The organism is Olivibacter sp. XZL3 (genome assembly GCF_004368405.1).
Classification (GTDB): Bacteria; Bacteroidota; Bacteroidia; order Sphingobacteriales; family Sphingobacteriaceae; genus Olivibacter.
Genome location: NZ_SBJH01000109.1, coordinates 21,179 through 41,418 on the forward strand (window position 1 = coordinate 21,179; position 20,240 = coordinate 41,418).

Here is a 20,240-nt window from a genome sequence, read left to right on the forward strand (position 1 = left end):
CAGCATTCCTTTCTGAATAAATTGATGTCTATTATTGGAAACTGCTTCGCAGCGAAATGTTAGGCTCCGAGCGTATCGTCCAAGAGCAGCAGATATAGCTGCTTAGGTCCATGCGCACCTAACACCAAGGTCTTCTCGATGTCTGCGGTTCTGCTAGGGCCTGTAATGGTACTGATCATGGTTGGCAGCTCCTGGCCATACCTGCCCTTGATTACTTCAAATCCGTCTTTTAAATCCATTACCAATTGCGATGTATAGGCGATTACAACATGCACATGCGGATAAATACTAAGCCTTCGTCCAGCAAAGCTGGCGTTACTCACCATAATACTGCCCGACCGCGCAATGAGCGCTTCGCATTTGGTTATACCCATCTCGGCTTTTTGAAATTCGGCATCGCCCCTAAAGTAGGGAAACTCGTAACGATCCAGCATGGTCTGAATTTCATCTTCCCAAGCGTAAATCCGCTTTACATCCTCCGTTTCAGTAATAGCAAGTAAGCTTTCTATCAATTGAAGTTCATCTTCACAAAAAATAAAGTTCCCTGCGATTGCCGTAAAATTCTGTGCAAATACTATCTCGATCGGCTCGCTTGCTTCTTTATAAAGAGGCACCTCTTCTAAATTGGGATAGGGATTATCGCGCTTCAACAGCAATGCTTTCCGTATTTTCTTCAATAATCTTTCCTTCGCAGTAGCTTCTTGCATAATCGTTCTATTTACTGTGCAATTTATAAGTTTTTTATTAAAAGGCACTGTTCGAGTAAGCTTACCCTGGTTAAGCAAAGCTTAAAAAAAGAGGCGCTACCTTTACAAGCTGCGCCTCTGTTTATTTTCTTAAAAAACCTATTGGAAATTACTCAGCAGCATCAGCTGCACTTTTATCATCGGACGACTTACTTTTTTCAAAAGTTCCGGAATTGTCTCCCACGCCTTCATGCATAAGCCCTTCCGCAGCCTTCCTTTGATCTGAAGAACCCTCATCGCCGTTTACGAATTCATCATAAGTAGTACGATGGTCAAAAGGTCTCTTACCTAAAATTTCCTCCAAATCCGATTGGAACAAGATTTCCTTTTCCAGTAGCTTTTCAGCTAAAGCCTTCAAGCCCTCTGCTTTTTCGCTAAGCAATTGTCTTGTTTTTTCGTAGACGTCACTGATCAATTTGCGAACTTCTTCATCAATAAGTTCGGCAGTTTTTTCCGAGTAAGGCTTTTGAAACTGCGACTCCTGGCTATCGTTGAAAGATATGTTACCGACCTTACCGTTCATACCATATACGGCAACCATTGCATAAGCCAATTTGGTGATCCGCTCCAAGTCATTCTGTGCTCCTGTCGAAATTTTTCCGAAAGTGAGGTCTTCAGCCACCCGACCACCCATGGTCATACACATGCCGTCGATTAACTGTTCGGTGGTGTATAAGAATTGCTCTTTTGGTAAATATTGCGCGTAACCCAGCGCTGCCACACCTCTTGGAACAATGGACACCTTCACCAACGGATCCGCGTGTTCTAAAAACCAGCCAGCAATGGCATGCCCGGCCTCATGATAGGCAACAATGCGTTTTTCCTCCGGAGAGATGATTTTGTTCTTCTTCTCCAAGCCACCGATCACGCGGTCGATTGCGTCTTGGAAATCCTGCATATCAACCGACTCCTTATTCTTGCGGGCGGCTATAAGCGCGGCCTCATTACAGACATTGGCGATTTCAGCACCGGCAAATCCCGGAGTTTGGGCGGACAGCTTTTTGGCTTCGACATCCGCAGCCAACTTAATCGGCTTCAAATGCACCTTAAATATCTGTTCCCGTCCTACCAAGTCCGGCTTGTCTATCGAAATCTGTCTATCAAAACGTCCAGGCCTTAAGAGCGCCGAGTCCAACACATCCGGGCGGTTGGTAGCAGCCAATATAATGATACCTGAATCGGTTCCAAAGCCGTCCATCTCTACCAATAATTGGTTCAGCGTGTTTTCTCTTTCATCGTTTCCACCGACAATGTTGTTTTTTCCACGGGCCCGCCCGATAGCGTCAATTTCATCAATGAAGATAATACAAGGCGCTTTGTCTTTAGCCTGCTTAAATAAGTCACGCACCCGGGAAGCCCCAACCCCTACAAACATTTCAACAAAATCAGAACCGGATAAAGAGAAAAAAGGCACTTGCGCTTCTCCGGCTACCGCTTTTGCCAATAAGGTCTTACCTGTACCGGGAGAACCTACGAGCAAGGCACCTTTCGGTATCTTTCCGCCAAGGTTCGTATATTTCTTTGGATTTCTCAAGAAGTCTACAATTTCCATGACCTCTTGCTTCGCCTCTTCGAGCCCAGCGACATCATTAAAGGTAATATTCACTTGCGATTCTTTATCAAAGAGTTGCGCTTTCGACTTACCAATATTAAAAATCTGTCCACCAGCTCCGCCAGCACCACCGCCCATCCGGCGCATGATAAATACCCAGAACAAAATAACAAGTCCTAAAGGCAGAATAATGGAAAGCAACCAACCGGTCCACGGACTATTTCGCTCTTCCAGCGTAACACTTACGCGTTCGTTTTCAGGAACGCCCTGCTGTGCCGCATTTAACTTGCGCTCCAAGGCGTCAAAGGATCCATCTTGAAAAAAGTATTGAGGGCCAGCATTACCGGTAGAAAGGTTAAGGCCATTATTTTTGGCCCTTACATCTTTATACTTTTCCTCACTGAGCCTATCCTTCTTTATATAGACCTCAACGCCAATCAATTCATTTCGTTTATACGCTACCAGTTTTTCTACATCACCTTCCTTTAACATAGTTGATTCAAAGCGCTGATAGGTAATTTCTTTTGCACTCTCTCCTGTAAATACGTATTGGAGCGCAATAAAACCCAATATCATGGCGATCCATAGCCACATAATATTGAATTTCGGAGGTTTAGGGCTGATTTTCTTCCCCGGAACTTTCTTTATTTTCCCAGGTTGATTTGACATATTATCTTTCATAAATTGTTTATCCTCTTTGTTTATTTAGCGTGCGACACCTATGCACTTTGAAAATACTTAAGCTCTGCATCACCCCATAGGTCTTCAATCGCGTAAAATTGCCTTTTATCCGTCTTGAAGATATGTACAACTACATCTATATAATCTAACAAAATCCACTCAGCATGATCTATCCCTTCTTTTCGCCAAGGATCCTGCTTAATCGATTTATACACTTCCTCTTCCACACTCTTCGCTATTGCCCGCACTTGGGTCGTCGATTCGGCATGACATATTACAAAATAATCAGAAACAGAGCTATAAACATTCTGGAGGTCTAATCTAACTATTTCATTACCCTTCTTCTCTTGGATACCGTGTATTATAACTTCCGAGAGATGAGTGGATTCTTTAACCTTTTTACTTTTTACCATTAAAAAATTTTAGTTTTGAACAGTTTTTCATTTAATGCCACAAAGACTTTGCAAAGTAACACTTTTTTGGGACTTATTGTTGGAGAAAATATTATTACTCTACAACGGGTAAGTTCGACTAATGATTATCTTAAATCTAACCTGTCAAATTCTACGCCATATAGTGAAGGAACTGTAATAATGGCAGTAGAGCAATACGCCGGAAAAGGGCAGGCCGGCAATGTTTGGCGCAGCGAACCGGGAAAAAACTTAACTTGCAGCATCCTATTGAACCCTGGTTTTCTTTCACCAAAAGATCAATTCAACCTGAACATTGCAGTCAGCTTGGCGATAATTGATACGCTCAGACCGATACTTGGAGGAGACCTTCGTATAAAATGGCCTAACGACATTTACTTCCTGGACAAAAAAATCGGTGGGATCCTAATAGAAAACATACTCCGCGGAATGACTTGGAAACATGCCATTATCGGCTTAGCAATAAATGTCAACCAGACCGATTTTGATAATCACCACGCAAAGGCTTCCTCTCTTAAACAACTTTTAGGTCGGGACTTCGACATTAACGAACTGCTATCCTCCTTATGTCTGCAGCTAAGCATTGAGTACGAACTCCTTAAACATGGAAACGCGGAGCAAAGGCCTCGGTATAAACGCGATCTATATCGCTTAGGACAACGTGCCAACTTTATGGTAGGGGATCAATGTAAGAACGGCACCGTTCTTGACATCAGTAGAGAAGGGAAATTAGTAGTGGATTTTGACGGACAGCTGACAGAGTTCGGCATTAAGGAAATCGCCTTCCTTTGAACGTTCCTGACAACTATGCAGAAGAATGTATTAAAAGCTGACGGAGATGCCAAGGGATTTGATGCACTTCGCGTTGCATAATCCTTTCCTTTTCTATATGTTTGCAAGATTCTTAGCCAAATGACGACGACGCTGTTCACTATAGATTAAACCTTTTTGACAGTTGGCGTCTAAATAGTCAAATTAGTATTAGAATGAAAAAATTCACTGCATTTTTAGCAATCTTGATTTTCAGCACCTTGGCGGCATCCGCACAAATTAAGACCCCAGTAAAATGGGCTTACGCTGCGAAGAAAATAAACAATAACGAGGCGGTACTTCTTATAAAAGCGACCATCGACAAAGGATGGCACATTTACTCGCAGAACCTAAAGCCGGGAGGGCCCGTACCTACCAGTTTCACTTTTTCCAAATCTTCGGATTATACTCCGGTCGGTAAAACCGCTGAACCGAAAGGCATAAGCCATTTTGAGAAAGTGTTCGATATGGACGTTATATATTTCGAAAATGAGGTTGTTTTTCAACAGAAAATCAAGTTAAATAAAGCAACTACTTCTGTAAAAGGAACGGTAGAATTTATGGTTTGCAACGACAAGGAATGCTTGCCTCCTGACGAAGTGGACTTCACTATTCCGATAAAATAATAAGGAGCAACGCCCCGCGCTTTATTACAATAAGGAGACCCGGAAATTGACGGCGTGTCAAGAATAATTACTAATTTCACGCCTTCAAACTAAAACTGATGTATAGAAAATTCGTAATAATTCCATTAATAAGTATTTTCTTCAGCTTTTTTGCGAATAGTGCTTCTTCACGTACGCTACAGGTCGATACTATTTCCTTTGACGATATCGAATTTACTGACATTACCGAAGACACCAGCACAGCTACCGACACCGCTCAGCTCACCACTTCGATAAAGGCGCCATCCACCGCCGCTTCGACGATAGAAAGCGACGAAGCCACTGTGTCGCTTTGGCAAATATTCATTAACGGTCTGCTCTTTGGTTTCGCAGCTATTTTAATGCCCTGTATTTTTCCGATGCTCCCTTTAACGGTCAGCTTTTTCACCAAGCGGGCAGGCTCACGGGCGAAGGCGATTGGGCAAGCGATCGTATATGGTTTGTCTATTATCGTCATTTACGTCGGTTTAGGCATGTTGGTTACGATCTTTTTTGGTTCCGACGCATTAAATGCGCTTTCTACCAACGGTATTTTCAATTTCTTGTTTTTCCTCTTGCTAGTGGTGTTTGCCGCCTCCTTTTTAGGCGCATTCGAGATTACGCTTCCGAGTTCGTTTGTCAATAAAGTAGACGCCAAATCCGATCAGGGAGGCCTTATCGGAATTTTCTTTATGGCTTTTAGCTTAGCTTTGGTTTCGTTTTCCTGTACAGGCCCGCTAATTGGCACGCTGTTGGTTGATGCGGCATCCAAGGGCGAGCGTTTAGGACCGGCGATCGGTATGTTCGGATTTTCATTGGCTTTAGCGATTCCTTTTGCCCTATTTGCGCTGTTTCCGTCCTTATTGAAATCACTGCCAAAGTCGGGCGGCTGGTTAAACAGCGTCAAAGTAGTGCTGGGCTTTCTTGAACTGGCTTTTGCCTTAAAGTTCTTGTCGAATGTAGATTTGGCCTATCATTGGAATTGGCTGGATCGGGAAGTGTTTTTAGCCCTTTGGATCGTCATATTTGCTTTAATGGGCTTATATTTATTGGGAAAAATAAAATTCGCTCACGACAGCGAAGTGCAGCATTTGTCGGTGTTACGTACCTTTTTTGCTATCGCCGTGCTATCTTTTGTTGTGTATCTTATTCCCGGCATGTGGGGTGCACCCTTAAAATCAGTGAGTGCATTCTTGCCTCCTAGCGCCACACAAGATTTTGATTTAAGCGCCGGTGTAACGGTTTCTTCCAGCAATAGCGCGAGCAGTTCAGGCCCAAAGAAATATGCTGAAATCTTTCATGAACGCGGCACCCCAAAAGGCTTTGACCCCTATTACGATTACGAGCAGGCCTTACAAGTTTCTAAACAGCTAAACAAGCCCGTGTTAATTGACTTTACCGGATGGAACTGTGTTAACTGCCGGAAAATGGAGGCCAATGTCTGGACCGATCCGAAAGTAAAAAGCCTACTGAATAATGAATTCGTGATGGCAGAATTATTTGTGGACGATAAAACGGCTTTGTCGGAAAGTGAACAATATACTTCTGCTTACAGCAAGAAGAAAATCAATACGATTGGAAAAAAATGGAGTGATTTTCAAGCGTCAAAATTTAATAGCAACTCTCAGCCATTATACGTTATTGTGGATGGTGACGAAAATGTACTGGTTCCTCCACAGGGAGCCAATTATGATGTTCAAAATTATATCGAATTTTTGGAGTCTGGTATGAAAGCATACAAAGAGCGCCCATAGTTCCTAATAATGAATTAAGCTATACATTTACAATATGAGTACAATAAAAAATATTGCAGTATTTACTTCTGGTGGAGACTCGCCGGGCATGAACGCCGCCATACGGGCTGTTGTGCGGACGGGCCTACACTATAACCTAAATGTGTTTGGTATTCAGCGAGGGTATGACGGAATGGTAAACGGAGATATATTTCCAATGGATGCCAAATCTGTAGCCAACATCATCCAACGGGGTGGCACTATTTTAAAAACCGCACGAAGCAAAGAGTTTAGGGAAGTTGAGGGAAGGCAAAAAGCATATGAGCAGATCCGTAAGTTTCAAATCGATGGACTGGTTGCGATCGGAGGCGATGGAACCTTTACGGGCGCCGCGAAATTTATCGAAGAACACGATATCCCGGTGATGGGGCTCCCCGGCACGATAGACAATGATTTAGCGGGAACTGATTTTACCATTGGCTACGATACAGCCATCAATACGGTGATCAATGCGGTTGACAAAATAAGAGATACCGCAGAATCTCATGATCGCTTGTTTATTATTGAAGTGATGGGCCGCGACTCTGGGCTTATAGCCTTGCGCAGCGGAATAGGAACCGGAGCGGAAGCTATTCTTATCCCCGAAAGCGCGACAGACTCAAAAGCTTTATTGGAAAAGCTGGCTCATGGCAGAAAAGACAAATCCTCTAAAATTGTGCTGGTTGCTGAAGGCGATGAAGAAGGAGGTGCTTTTGTAATAGCCGAACTGGTAAAAAAACATTTCCCAAATTACGACACACGGGTTTCCATTCTGGGGCATATACAGCGTGGGGGCAGTCCGACTTGTATGGACCGCGTCTTGGCTAGTCGCTTAGGTGTGGCAGCCGTGGAAGCCTTATTAGCAGGGCGCCGTGGCGAAATGGCAGGCGTAATTAATGGGGACATCAGTTTTACACCTTTTGATAAGGCTATAAAACATATAGATTCGCTCACGCCAAGCTTACTTAAAATTGTAGATATCTTATCTTAAGTATTTCCTGAAATTGGAGGTGTCTGAAAAGGTTCGCTCGAATGACAAAAATCTAACCGTTTTTAGACATCTCCTATCAATTCGTCCCTGCTTTTTACCATTCAGCGGCATCACCACAGCCGGGCTAGCGCTATACCATATCCACTACTTATTTTTTAACTTCTTCTTGAACACTTTTTCGAATTTTTCTAACTTCGGTGCTATCACGAACTGGCAATAGCCCTCGCTCCGATTCAAATTGAAGTAGTTCTGATGGTAGTCTTCCGCCACATAAAAAGCGCCGTAAGGCTTTACCTCGGTTACGATCGGTTTCGCATAAGCTTTTTCAGCATCTAATCTCTTTATATAGTAGTTCGCTTTTTGCTGTTGCTGCAAATTATGGTAAAAGATCGCCGACCTGTATTGCGTACCTACATCATTCCCTTGTCGGTTTTTTTGCGTTGGATCATGCGCTATAAAAAAAGCCTCCACTAATTCATCGAAGCTTATTGTATCGGGGTCGAAGATAATATTTACCGCTTCAGCGTGTCCGGTATTACCGGTGCACACCTCTTTGTAGGTCGGGTTCTTTACATGTCCGCCGGTATAACCCGAAATCACCGTATCAACGCCATGAAGCTGTTGAAACTGAGCTTCCACGCACCAGAAGCAGCCCGCGGCAAAGGTGGCTGTATCCAGGTGCCCTGCACCTGCAGTTGGCTCAAACGCATTCTTTTCCTGCTCATGTTGCTTTTCATGCGCTCCTGCACAGCAGATAAACACACTTATAACCAAGGCCTGTACAATCAATCCTATTCTTTTCATCTGTCTGTTTAAATCAATCAACCCTTAGCACCAATTTACCAAATTGCTCTGAACGGTCCATCTTTCTTACGGCTTCTTCCGCATGGGCCAGCGGAAAAATCGAATCAATCACCGGCTTCACGCGATGTTCATTAACAAAAGAAAGCATGTTACTAAAATCGCTAGGCGAGCCCATGGTACTTCCTAAAATGCTCAATTGTTTCCAAAAAATCTTCCTTGCATTGAGTTCGGGCAAATTGCCAGATGCTGTAGCTCCGAAAAATACGATTCTTCCGCCCGGTTTGGCCAGTTCTATATAGTTGGCAAATCCGTCTCCGATCGCACTGTCGATGATCACATCAAAGCCCCCTTCTGGTTGGATCTTTTCCATCCAATTTTTGTCCGTATACAGTACCCCTGCTTTCGCTCCCATTTCCAAGGCCTTCCTGATCTTTTCTCTTTTGCCCGATGTAACATACACTTCCGCACCGGCAAACAGCGCCCATTGCAATGCGAAGCTAGCCACGCCGCCACCGACACCTGCAACTAGGACCCTTTCTCCTGCTTTTAATTGAGCTCTGCTAAACAGGGCCCGCCACGCCGTAAGGCCGCCAAGTGGAATCGCAGCAGCCTCTTCAAAAGTGAGATGCGAGGGCATGATGTGTAAGGCGTCAAGCGGTACCCGCACATACTCAGCCAACGTGCCGTCCTGTGGGAGCCCTAGGATATGGAATGCTGTTGATTGAGCGGCCTCACTTTCTCCCCACATTAAGGAAGGATTGATAAGCACCTCCTTGCCGATCCACTCATTTTCCGATTCACTACCCACCTCTGCGACAACACCGGCTCCGTCCGAACCCAAAATAATCGGAAATTTCAATCCTGCGTATTGCCCTTTCTGTATCCAATAATCGCGCCTGTTGAGTGCGGCCGCTTTAATCGCTACCAAGGCTTCATTCGCTTTTAATTTCGGTTTATTTACATATTTTATGGTTAAAGGCAGGTTGATACCTTCCAATACAATTGCTTTCATCTTCAAAGTAATTAGTTGATAATTTTTAACCCTCAATGGATCCGGACCCCTTAGCGGCTTATCCACCGCCTCAGCTACAGCGAGAAATTGTGGTAATTAAAAAAAAGCAGTGCTCACCTGGGCAAGCACTGCTTTCACATGTCTGTAAATTCTTCGTTCGGATTGCCGAACCGATCATTATTTCTTAGCTTCTGCGTAGCGTTCGCCAACTGCTTTCCAGCAAATTACATTAAAAATTGCATCAAGGTAAGCAGGTCGCTTATTCTGATATTTTAAATAATAAGCGTGTTCCCATACGTCGATTCCTAAAATCGGCGTTCCTTTAACCTCTGCTACGTCCATTAATGGGTTATCTTGATTTGGAGTTGAAGTAACTTGCAGTTTACCCGCTTCATCAACTACCAGCCAAGACCAGCCTGAACCGAAACGCGTTGCTCCTGCATCTTGAAGTTTCTTTTTAAGTTCTTCAAAAGAACCAAAGGTTTCATCAATAGCTGTTGCGAGCTCTCCGCTTGGCGTAGTTTGAGGTTCTTTAGCCAATATCGTCCAAAACAGGGTATGGTTATAGTGCCCTCCGCCGTTATTGCGAACCGCAGCTGGATATGCTGAAACATTCTTTATGATTTCTTCAATAGAAAGCGATTCAGCATCAGTTCCAGCAATTGCTTTATTCAGGTTATCAACGTATGCCTGATGGTGTTTACCATGATGAATTTCCATGGTTTCTTTATCAATATGGGGTTCTAATGCATCGGTTGCGTATGGTAACGCAGGAAGTGAAAAAGCCATAATTTTATGTTTTTTAATTTCTGATTTATGATACACAAATATAACGATATATGTCTTGAATTGTTCTTAAGCATTCAGTTTTTATAAGGAGATGACAATAGACAGAGATGTGAGCAAGGTAACATGTTAATAGGGACATGCCGTCGCGGTCTACTTATTCATTCGCTAGCGACTTTGTCTATTCCCTACAGCTGCTTCCATTAACTATTCCCTATTAACAGTCCAAATTTACCGCCTTTTTAACTGAAAAAACCGTTGCATCAGTTCGCGGCAGCTTTCTTCCATAATGCCGCTCACGACGGTGGTTTTAGGATGGATTATATTTCTTGAAACCACCGTATAACCCCTCTTTTCATCCGGTGCACCGAAAACGATTCGCTTGATTTGCGACCAGTAAGAAGCGCCGGCACACATTACGCAAGGCTCTATCGTTACATAGAGTGTGCAATCTTTTAAGTATTTACCCCCGATATAATTGGCAGCCGCCGTAAAAGCTTGCATTTCTGCGTGTGCTGTTACATCGTTTAGCGTTTCGGTAAGGTTGTGCCCGCGGGCAATAATTTTACCGTCGTGAACTATCACCGCACCGATGGGAACCTCCTCCGCTTCAAAAGCCTTCTCCGCCTCTCGCAGTGCTTCTTTCATAAAAAACTCATCCGATACGGTGTCGCTCGTATCTTCAAAATTTATATACTTCATTTATCCTTATTTGTGCAATAGGCTGTAAGCTTAAGCTATAGGCTACCGCCCTCCCGCAATTTATTGATTAAATCCTTCTCAATGCTGCTATATCAATTTGGCTCCGTTGGGCACTTTTGCTGCAACGGTAGACAATACGATATCGCCGTTTTCGTCTGCAAATCCGGTAACTAAGCATTCGGACATAAACGTCGCGATCTGCTTCTTCGGGAAGTTCACAACGCCGATAATCTGTTTACCTAACAAAGCCTCTTTCGTATAGTGTTTGGTTATCTGTGCGCTACTCTTTCGAACGCCTATTGCCGGCCCGAAGTCAATGGTCAGCCTATAAGCCGGCTTACGGGCTTCGGGAAAATCCTCCACTGTTAGGATCGTACCGACACGCAGCTCTACTTTTTCAAAGTCTTGCCAACTTATCTCTTCCATGGGATAAACATAGATAAACTTGCCTTTTTTTACAAGTATTATTTTGGGCAACCAGATCGAGGCATCAAAGAACCAAGCGGCAGATGATATGGAGCTTTGCCGCTTCGGATAAAAATCGGATAAAAATCGGATAAAAGGAAAGGAATTTAAAACACCGACTTTATTCGTAACGTAACGCTTCGATTGGATCAAGCTTTGACGCTTTAGAAGCGGGATAAAACCCAGAAACCATTCCAACGCCCACACAAACAACGATGCCCATGGTAATCCACTTCCAAGGAATGACGAAGCTTGTTCCTACTACGGCGGCCACCACGTTACCGATTAAAATGCCAAGCAAGATGCCGCCAATTCCGCCGAGTAGGCAAATAACGATCGCCTCCGTCAAAAACTGCATCCGAATGACTTGCGGCGTAGCACCTATCGCCTTTCGCACACCGATTTCCCTGGTGCGCTCTGTTACTGACACCAACATAATGTTCATTAAACCTATAGAAGCTCCGATTAAGGTGATGATACCGATAACGAAAGCGCCCACTGCCACGTAGGTCAGACTACTGACCAACACCTGCGCGACCGCATCGCTTTTGGTGATTTCAAAGTTATTTTCCTGCGTAACTCCCAGTCCACGGATATTTCTAAATAAGGCCGTCGCTTCACCAATTGTCGGTTCGATTCCCTGTGCACTACCGCTCGTCACGGTTATGGTATAAGAGGGCATTGCTCCCTGAACCACCGCGCGTGCGCGTAATAAAGGAATGATGCATGTTTTATCAGCCCCCATGCCTGCACTGGAACCCCGGTTTTCTAATATTCCGATAATAAGGTATTTCGAATTACCGATAACAAGCATTTTATTTAAAGGGTCTTCGTTTCTTTTGAATAAGCGACTTTTGATTTCGCTTCCGATAATGACCACGTTTGAACCCGTCTCCAGTTCACGCTGGGTAAAATTTCGTCCGCTTTCCAGTTTATAACCGCTGGTCTGTAAATACTGATCGTCGGCACCTAATATGGCAATGTTTGGGTTCGACTGTTCACTGCCATATTTAACAACCGCATAATTAGAAGCATAGGCGCTAATGGAAACGATCGCGCCATAATCGAAGCGCCTTTGAAAGGCTAAGGCTTCCCGATAGGAGATCTTCTCAAAAACTTTAGGCCGGGTACCGCTTCCGCCGATTTGTACATTAATTCCTCGGTTCCTTATATTAAAGGAATTTGCGCCCATCGCAGAAAAAGAATCCCTTAACGAATTTTGAATTGCATCGATTGATGTAAGAATACCCACCAAAGCGGTTATACCTATTGCAATAATCAAAGCCGTTAAAAAGGTACGCAGCTTATTACTTGCAATAGACTCCAGAGAGAGTCTGATATTTTCTCGGTAAGGCATCTTTACTGACATGATCGCAAACGATTTGCTATTAAGACCTGCGAAATCGGATTATGTTACAGTTTGAAGCGAGGTTTAGGCATTTGGAATAGAACGCTCTTCGCTTAACAGCTCAAAAATGGTGATCTCGGGTAAAATACCCACACGACCCGGGTATCCTAAAAAGCCATAGCCGACATTGACGTAGAGCTGTTGATTAGCCTCTGTATAAAGGCCGGCCCACTCGTTATAGACATATTTTGCAGGGCTCCATTGATAATGTTCGCCCCGAACACCAAATTGCATACCATGCGTATGGCCGGCAAACATCACGTCAATATCCTTATTATCCAATACTTGCGCTCGCCAATGTGAAGGATCGTGTGAGAGCAAAAGTTTAACGGGCAATTCATCCGTGTTCTTCTTTGCTAAGTCGATACGACCATATTTAGGGAACCTGCCAGTTCCCCAGTTTTCTACGCCCAATATGCCAATCTCTTCATTGTCGACCCGTAATCTTCTATGTTCATTCAGCAACAAATCCCAACCCATCACCTTATGAACGTCTTTTACCTGTTGTAAGTTTCTACGCTTTTCGGGGCTATCCTCCCTCCCGTAGAAATAATCTCCATAGTCGTGATTTCCTAAAGTTGAATACACGCCCAACGGCGCTTTTACTTTACTGAATAAATCCTGATAGTTCCGCATTTCGTCGGCCTTGTTATTAACCAAGTCGCCGGTAAAGAAAATCAGATCGGGATTTTCGCCAAGGAGCATATCTATCCCACCCTGCACCGCTTTCTTATTGTAGAAGCTACCGGAGTGAATATCTGATATCTGTCCGATTTTAATGCCATGAAAGGCTTTTGGTAAGTTCGGCAAATACAGTTTCTGTCTTCGGACGCGGTAGTCATACCCGCCCACAGCAATTCCCCAGCTCAAAGTGGCGAAAGGCACTGCGGCGACCAGGATACCGGCTCTGGTTAAAAATTGAGATCGGCTAATGCCAACCTCAGTGCTAGCTGCCGTCGATTCAACCTGTTGATCAGTTTGTGATACCACCTGTTTCCTGCGAAATAATTTTCTACCCATCCATATTCCGCCCCTTCGAAACTCATCCAAAAGCAACACCAGCACATAAAAAACTTTACTGGTAAAGGTTAAGAAAAAAGCTACCAGCACGATGGAACGAATGATTAAGGGAAGACTTAAGTAAAGACTTGCCAGAACACCGGCAAAGAGAATCAAACTATATGCCCACCACGTCGTTTTGAAAAATCGTGCCTTAGCCCATTGTATTGTACTCTTTTGCAGAGCATAATAAATATAAAAGTCGATTAATAGTAGTACAAAGGCATTAATGACAATCAATCTCATGTTAAAATCTGTTTCTAGCAGCAAACGGGACATGCCCGTTAACATCCTATTTATTTATAATTGCCTCTCCGAGCGGTGTGGCGGCTGGCATAGGTTGCCTGCCTAGTACCATCAGCTTTAAAGCCTCTATCCATTTTGAATGTGTATTTAGGCTAGGAACTAATTCGACATGCTCCCCACCCAACTTATTGAATTCTTGTCCGTATTCAACACTTATCTCATATAAGGTTTCAATGCAGTCTGCAACAAAAGCCGGACTAAACACAAGCAGTCTTTTTGCCCCCTCATGCGCGAGCTTCTCCAAGGTATCACTTGTATAAGGTTGAATCCAAGGCTCCTTTCCTAAGCGCGACTGGAAACATACGGTATATTTTTCCGGATTAATATCGAGTTTCTGCGCGATGAGCCGCGCAGTTGCATGGCATTGCGCCAAATAACAGAACTTATTAGCGGAAGTTATTTCCTGTCGGCAATTGGAGGCATTGCAATCGTGATTTCCTGAGCTGTCTACGTTCTTAAGCTGCCTAACGGGCAGGCCGTGAAAACTAAACAGTACATGATCAAAGGTTTCCGGCCTTTTTAATCGTCCGTTATCTGCAAAAGCTTCGATCATCAATTCGTTATCGTAAAACTGATTGACGATGGATATTTCCGGAAAGGCCGGCCAGCCACTCATTAGACGCATTACCTTCTCGATCACCGAACCGGTGGTAGCTGACGCATATTGGGGAAACAGCGGGATGATACGGACGCTATCTACCATTGCGACGCGCAACTTTTCAAGTGCTTGTTCAATCGAAGGGTTCTGATAACGCATCGCCAGTTCTATATGATATTCGTCTCCCAACTCCTCGCGCAATAGATCGACTTGCTCCTTGCTGATATAGAGCAGCGGCGATCCCTTTTCCTTATCCCAAATTTCATTGTACAGTTTAGCTGTTTTCGGACTTCTAAACGGCACGATAATCCCCCTCACTAAAAGGTTTCTTTGAATTACACCGATATCGATCACTCGGCCATCCATCAAAAATTCATCCAGATATCTTCGAACATCAGGCACTTTGGGACTATCGGGGGTTCCCAAATTTATCAATAACACGCCTTTTTTTGCTTTCATTATGTAACTAGTCTGATCAGTATCCACTCCCTTACAACACAACGCTGCTGCAAAACGTGAAATCGTTGGCAGCGAAGCATCTTGAGAATCCAGATTCCAAAATTACAAATTTGTCTGCGCTTTGGTTTTACCCAAAAATGAATGTGAGGTTTGTATGATAATGGAAAGCAAATACTAATCGAACTCAGGTTAAAAGCTTTCTAATTTTTCTTTCACTTTCTGCATCAACCACATGGGCGTTGAGGTAGCACCACATACACCAATCGTTTCATTCGGTTTAAACATTCCAGCGTCAAGCTCTGCAGGATCCGAAATAAATATGCTTTGTGGGTTATTTCTTAAACATACATCGTATAGCACTTTCCCGTTTGAAGATTTCCTGCCTGATACAAAAACGATCTTGTTAAACTGTTGGGCGAATTTAGCCAAGTCTTCGTAACGGTTTGATACCTGCCTACAGATGGTATCATTGGCCTTTACTTCATATCCCCGTTTTAGCAATTCGTCTTTAATTTGATAGAATTTATCGGTGCTTTTTGTAGTTTGGCTATATAAGGTAAATTTAGCCGGCAGCTCCAGCGTATCAAGTTCATCAATGTCCTGAAAAACCAACGCTTCGTTATTGGTTTGACCTTGGAGACCTATGACTTCGGCATGCCCGTGTTTTCCGAAGATGAGAATTTGCTCCTTTTCGTCAAAAGACGTTTTTATTCGATTCTGCAATTTCAGGACCACCGGGCAGGAGGCGTCTATCAACGTAATGTTATTCTCCAAAGCGATCCTATAGGTTTCAGGCGATTCGCCATGGGCCCTAATCAATACCTTTTCATTGTTCAGATGAGGTAAATCCTGGTGAGAAATAATGCGCAAACCCTTTGCTTTTAAGCGAGCGACCTCTTCATCGTTATGTACAATATCCCCTAAACAATAAAGGTAGCCTTCCTCTTCCAAAATCTCTTCCGCCATATCTATAGCATAGACTACGCCGAAACAAAAGCCGGAATCTTTATCAATCGAAACATGCAGCTGGTGACTCATTTAGCAAAGATAGCTATTTTTTATATTAGCAGCTATACGCAATATGCTGTAAGCTTTTGCCTTTAAGCTTACACCCTAACCTTAGGCCCTGAGCCCCACCGTTACTTCAGCGCATTCAGTAATTTAAACATTTGCTGCCGCATATTATAAGCCGTGCCTTCATAGTTATTTACGAGCAAACTGAATACAAGCTCTGTCCCGTTTGAGGCTTTTTGGTAACCCGTATAGCCCAATACACCGCCGATTGTCCCACTTTTCATCTTCATGCCATTATAAACAGGGATACTCTTATAATAAGCACTGAACCACGGCTCTCTTTTAATGGATGCCAAAATTTTCGCCATCGCCATGGTAGTCACCCGGTTTTCCGGGGACAATCCACTACCATCAAAAATCCGTATAGCGCCCTTTTCCAATCCCAACTTGGCTACCCAAAAGTCGCGCAACACATCCGCCGCTTCGTCCGTATCGAGCACTTTGCCTTTTTCCAGCGCCATTGTCTTAAGGAGCGCCTCGCCGTACAAATTGATACTTTTTTGGTTAAACCAATAAACGAGTTCTGCCAAGGCGGGCGATTGGTGCATGCTTAAATCTTTTCCTGTTTGCGGCACCTTCTTTCCCGACAGCTTTAGCAATTGGCCAGAAGTAGCGGGTTCCCGGACGCTGATGCCCTTACTCTCTAAACTTAGTTGCAATCGCAAGGCTGCATCGTAAGCCGCATCGGGGAGAGCAATCTGCACCGGCTTCTTTAGGTCAATACCATAGGTACCTCGTAGATATATGAGCGAAGAATAAGGAGCACTGTAAGGATACACTTTATCACCCGAACCATGACTGCCGGTAGTGGCTTCATTGACAATTTTCAGATAGGATACATTGGGAACAGTGGACTGCAAAGTAGTGGTCGCTCCGACTTGCTTACCGGGCAAAAGATGAATATCTACTAGATTTTCACGCCAGTTCAATGCCGAGATGCCTGCTCCGTAATAACTCCCCAGATCTTGCCAAATCCATCTTGGCCCGGCCTTTTGCCCACCGTACAACAAATCATCACCAATAACGCTTCCATTTATTTTTTTGATACCTGCATTCGCAATTGCCGTTGTCCATTGTGCGAGTAGAGCGGATTCTTTTGTTTGATCAAACCGACTGCTGCCCAAAGAAGGATCGCCACTTCCCTTAATGATGATATCACCTGTTAAGACTCCGTTTACAATTTCTCCGGTATAATATAGCCGCGTTTGGTAGCTATAATCTGCACCCAACAAATAAAAAGCAGCGGCAGCGGTAATCGTTTTTAAAGTCGAGGCTGTTGCCAGACCGGTGTTTCCGTTTTTAGTAAACAGAACGGCTCCGGTTTTAGCATCTAATACGGTGAGTGAGGCTATCCCGTGTTTTAAAGCAGGCAGACGTTCGAATTGCTGATAGGCATTGCTAATTTTGCCTTCTAGCGACTGCCCATAGGATTGGGCCACTAAAAAAACAACTAAAACCGCGTTAAAGCCCGCTTTTATAAAATAATTTAAAACCATAGTTCTTTTTGACCATCAAATTTAATACGCAGTTCTGTTACCCATCCCTTCCGTGCGAATAAGCCACGACTAAAAAAGTTGAAAGCAAAACGTAATGGATTGAAAGCTTGTATAAAACGCTGATGAATAGGCGCAGACTTTCAGAAAAAAAGGAAGACGATTTTTAAGCATCTTCCTTTTTATTTTATACCGACGAAGCACTAAACCATCCCTTGCTTCACAAGGTATTCGGCAATTTGTACAGCATTGGTTGCCGCACCTTTCCGCAAGTTATCAGCTACAACCCATAAGTTGAGCGCCTTATCTTGGCTTTCATCTCTACGAATGCGTCCAACGAACACCTCGTCTTTTCCATGCGCATCTTTCGGCATCGGATATTTTAGGTTCGTCGGATCGTCCACAACGACAACCCCTGTTTGCTTCTCGAGCAGTTCCCTCACCTCGCTTAGGTCGAAGTCGTTTTCAAATTCAATATTCACCGCTTCGGAGTGGCCACCGATAACCGGAATCCTGACCGTTGTAGCTGTCACTCGAATGTTATCATCTCCCATGATCTTATTTGTTTCTTTGATCATCTTCATTTCTTCTTTCGTGTAACCGTTCTCCTGGAACACATCGATCTGAGGAATTACATTGAGGTCGATTTGATAAGGGTACGCTTTTTCCCCTTCTTTGCCGGCGCGCTCATCATTCAGCTGCTGCACTGCTTTTACTCCCGTGCCGGTTACCGATTGATAGGTAGAAACGACGACCCTTTTAATTTTATATCGCTCGTGCAAAGGCTTTAAAACGACCACCATTTGAATCGTTGAGCAGTTGGGATTCGCTATAATCTTATCATCTGAAGAAAGAACGTGTGCGTTGACTTCAGGAACCACTAACTTTTTAGTGGGATCCATACGCCAGGCAGATGAATTGTCAATAACAGTAATTCCTGCAGCGGCAAATTGAGGTGCATAGTTTGTTGAAGTACCTCCTCCGGCGGAAAACAAAGCAATCTGCGGCTTCATGACTATTGCCTCGTCGGGTGTAACCACCTTATACTTCTTTCCCTTGAATTCAATTTCCTTACCCTTACTTTTTTCTGAGGCTACCGGAATTAATTCTGTAACTGGGAAATTGCGCTCTGCTAAAACTTTTAACATCTCCGACCCAACAAGGCCGGTAGCGCCAACGACTGCAATTTTCATCGACATAATTGTTTTAATTGTGTTTGAAGCCTGCATAAACCGTCCCAACGCTCGGTTGTTGTGGTCTACAGCGTCATGTGCTTCTTTTAATTTTTGTTGTAGTTATAAATTTTAATAAATCAATTTTGATTAACCTCCAAACATACAAATTTTAACGGTAAAACAGAAGATTTTTCTTTCGCCCCCTTTATTCATATGTAGTTTACGCGGGCATTGGCCCGTTTTTAGCGGGCATGAGACCTTAATTTGTTTCCAGCGGTATTCGTGAATTCCACGCATTTTATCTAAGTTTGTGGCGATGGAAGAAAGCATTATCATTATAGGATCTAACGGCCAGATTGGAACGGAATTAGCGACGGCCTTACGATTGAAATATGGAGAAAGCAGGGTAGTAACATCTGATATAAGACAACCCATTACTGCATCGCCGGGGCCATTTGAAATCGTGAACGTATTAGATAAAGAGGCCCTACAATCCTTGTTCGAAAAGTATCGGCCAACACAAGTTTATCTTCTGGCGGCCGTGCTCTCTGCGGTAGGGGAGCAGCAGCCTAAAATGGCTTGGGACTTAAACATGACCGGCTTGCTAAACGTTTTAGACCTATCGGTGGAGTATGGGGTCAACAAAGTATTCTGGCCAAGCTCCATTGCTGTTTTTGGTCCGCACTCGCCCAAAGAAGAGACGCCGCAATATTGCGTGATGGATCCCAATACCGTATATGGGCTAAGTAAACAGGCGGGAGAACGCTGGTGTGAATATTATTTCAACAAGTACGGCTTAGACGTGCGCAGCATACGTTATCCTGGCTTAATCAGCTGGAAAGCAGCTCCTGGCGGCGGGACTACCGATTATGCAATCCATATTTTTCATGAGGCCTTACGTAAGGGAAGTTATACCTGTTTCCTTTCTGCTGATACGCGACTGCCTATGCTTTATATGGAGGATGCCATTCGAGGTACGCTTCAGTTGATGGACGCTCCTTCGGAAAAGCTAACGATCCGAAGCAGTTACAACCTGACGGGACCTAGCTTTACACCCTCCGATTTGTCGGAAGCAATCAAGCAGCATATCCCTGAATTTTCCATCGACTACGCAGAGAACGATCCGCGCCAGGCAATTGCCGACGGATGGCCGTCATCCATCAATGACGAATATGCTCGAAATGATTGGGGCTGGAAACCGCAGTTCGATTTAGCGGCCCTGACAGCGGAAATGATCAGTAATCTGAAACAACATCTAGAAACCACTTAACA

19 protein-coding genes are annotated in these 20,240 nt (G+C 43.9%); 5 read left to right on the top strand and 14 right to left on the bottom strand.

The window, feature by feature from the left end; all coding sequences use genetic code 11:
* Nucleotides 1-59: 59 nt before the first annotated feature.
* The 3 genes from EPX21_RS20080 to rsfS form a co-directional block, all read right to left on the bottom strand.
* The gene (locus EPX21_RS20080; RefSeq protein ID WP_134091447.1) at nt 60-707 is read right to left on the bottom strand and encodes an LUD domain-containing protein; all 648 of its coding nucleotides are present in this window, start codon (nt 705-707) and stop codon (nt 60-62) included.
* A gap of 148 nt (nt 708-855) precedes the next feature.
* Nucleotides 856-2,979 carry an ATP-dependent zinc metalloprotease FtsH gene (ftsH, locus tag EPX21_RS20085; protein WP_134091448.1) on the bottom strand — a complete coding sequence of 708 codons (2,124 nt, stop codon included), beginning with the start codon at nt 2,977-2,979 and terminating at the stop codon, nt 856-858.
* 38 nt (nt 2,980-3,017) lie between these two features.
* Nucleotides 3,018-3,392, bottom strand: a complete 375-nt coding sequence (gene rsfS / locus EPX21_RS20090) for a ribosome silencing factor (RefSeq protein WP_134091449.1) — start codon at nt 3,390-3,392, stop codon at nt 3,018-3,020.
* 66 nt (nt 3,393-3,458) lie between these two features.
* Here rsfS and EPX21_RS20095 point away from each other — a divergent pair, with 66 nt between their 5' ends.
* The 4 genes from EPX21_RS20095 to pfkA all read left to right on the top strand — a co-directional run bounded on the left by EPX21_RS20095 (nt 3,459) and on the right by pfkA (nt 7,627).
* Entirely contained in the window at nt 3,459-4,202 is a 744-nt protein-coding gene (locus EPX21_RS20095; RefSeq protein WP_240768747.1) for a biotin--[acetyl-CoA-carboxylase] ligase, read from the top strand.
* Nucleotides 4,203-4,396: 194 nt separating this feature from the next.
* Entirely contained in the window at nt 4,397-4,846 is a 450-nt protein-coding gene (locus EPX21_RS20100; protein ID WP_134091451.1) for a protein-disulfide reductase DsbD N-terminal domain-containing protein, read from the top strand.
* Nucleotides 4,847-4,944: 98 nt separating this feature from the next.
* The gene (locus tag EPX21_RS20105; protein WP_134091452.1) at nt 4,945-6,618 is read left to right on the top strand and encodes a protein-disulfide reductase DsbD; all 1,674 of its coding nucleotides are present in this window, start codon (nt 4,945-4,947) and stop codon (nt 6,616-6,618) included.
* A gap of 34 nt (nt 6,619-6,652) precedes the next feature.
* On the top strand, nt 6,653-7,627 hold the full coding sequence (gene pfkA / locus EPX21_RS20110) for a 6-phosphofructokinase (RefSeq protein WP_134091453.1): 975 nt from the start codon (nt 6,653-6,655) through the stop codon (nt 7,625-7,627).
* A gap of 144 nt (nt 7,628-7,771) precedes the next feature.
* Here the strand turns inward: pfkA and msrA are convergent, their stop codons facing one another.
* From msrA to EPX21_RS20165, 11 genes are all read right to left on the bottom strand, one after another.
* Nucleotides 7,772-8,431 carry a peptide-methionine (S)-S-oxide reductase MsrA gene (msrA, locus tag EPX21_RS20115; protein WP_134091454.1) on the bottom strand — a complete coding sequence of 220 codons (660 nt, stop codon included), beginning with the start codon at nt 8,429-8,431 and terminating at the stop codon, nt 7,772-7,774.
* Nucleotides 8,432-8,444: 13 nt separating this feature from the next.
* Nucleotides 8,445-9,443 carry a zinc-binding dehydrogenase gene (locus tag EPX21_RS20120; protein WP_134091455.1) on the bottom strand — a complete coding sequence of 333 codons (999 nt, stop codon included), beginning with the start codon at nt 9,441-9,443 and terminating at the stop codon, nt 8,445-8,447.
* A 177-nt stretch (nt 9,444-9,620) separates the two neighbouring features.
* Nucleotides 9,621-10,232 carry a superoxide dismutase gene (locus tag EPX21_RS20125; RefSeq protein WP_134091505.1) on the bottom strand — a complete coding sequence of 204 codons (612 nt, stop codon included), beginning with the start codon at nt 10,230-10,232 and terminating at the stop codon, nt 9,621-9,623.
* 228 nt (nt 10,233-10,460) lie between these two features.
* A complete protein-coding gene (locus EPX21_RS20130) occupies nt 10,461-10,931 on the bottom strand; it encodes a nucleoside deaminase (protein WP_134091456.1) in 471 nt (156 codons plus the stop codon).
* A gap of 87 nt (nt 10,932-11,018) precedes the next feature.
* On the bottom strand, nt 11,019-11,357 hold the full coding sequence (locus tag EPX21_RS20135) for a tRNA-binding protein (protein ID WP_134091506.1): 339 nt from the start codon (nt 11,355-11,357) through the stop codon (nt 11,019-11,021).
* Nucleotides 11,358-11,517: 160 nt separating this feature from the next.
* Nucleotides 11,518-12,765, bottom strand: coding sequence for an ABC transporter permease (locus EPX21_RS20140; protein ID WP_134091457.1), 1,248 nt, complete (start codon nt 12,763-12,765; stop codon nt 11,518-11,520).
* Between the two features lie 63 nt (nt 12,766-12,828).
* Nucleotides 12,829-14,109 carry a metallophosphoesterase gene (locus EPX21_RS20145; RefSeq protein ID WP_206106119.1) on the bottom strand — a complete coding sequence of 427 codons (1,281 nt, stop codon included), beginning with the start codon at nt 14,107-14,109 and terminating at the stop codon, nt 12,829-12,831.
* A 46-nt stretch (nt 14,110-14,155) separates the two neighbouring features.
* Nucleotides 14,156-15,226 carry a ferrochelatase gene (gene hemH, locus EPX21_RS20150; RefSeq protein ID WP_134091458.1) on the bottom strand — a complete coding sequence of 357 codons (1,071 nt, stop codon included), beginning with the start codon at nt 15,224-15,226 and terminating at the stop codon, nt 14,156-14,158.
* 189 nt (nt 15,227-15,415) lie between these two features.
* Nucleotides 15,416-16,264 carry a 4-hydroxy-3-methylbut-2-enyl diphosphate reductase gene (locus EPX21_RS20155; protein ID WP_134091459.1) on the bottom strand — a complete coding sequence of 283 codons (849 nt, stop codon included), beginning with the start codon at nt 16,262-16,264 and terminating at the stop codon, nt 15,416-15,418.
* A 101-nt stretch (nt 16,265-16,365) separates the two neighbouring features.
* On the bottom strand, nt 16,366-17,796 hold the full coding sequence (gene dacB, locus EPX21_RS20160) for a D-alanyl-D-alanine carboxypeptidase/D-alanyl-D-alanine-endopeptidase (protein ID WP_134091460.1): 1,431 nt from the start codon (nt 17,794-17,796) through the stop codon (nt 16,366-16,368).
* 200 nt (nt 17,797-17,996) lie between these two features.
* Nucleotides 17,997-18,986 (bottom strand): aspartate-semialdehyde dehydrogenase, encoded by a 990-nt coding sequence (locus tag EPX21_RS20165; RefSeq protein WP_134091461.1) that lies wholly within the window; start codon nt 18,984-18,986, stop codon nt 17,997-17,999.
* A 298-nt stretch (nt 18,987-19,284) separates the two neighbouring features.
* On the opposite strand from EPX21_RS20165, the gene EPX21_RS20170 reads away from it, so the two are divergent.
* Nucleotides 19,285-20,238: an NAD-dependent epimerase/dehydratase family protein gene (locus tag EPX21_RS20170; RefSeq protein WP_134091462.1), complete on the top strand. Its 954-nt coding sequence runs from the start codon at nt 19,285-19,287 to the stop codon at nt 20,236-20,238.
* Nucleotides 20,239-20,240 lie beyond the last annotated feature (2 nt).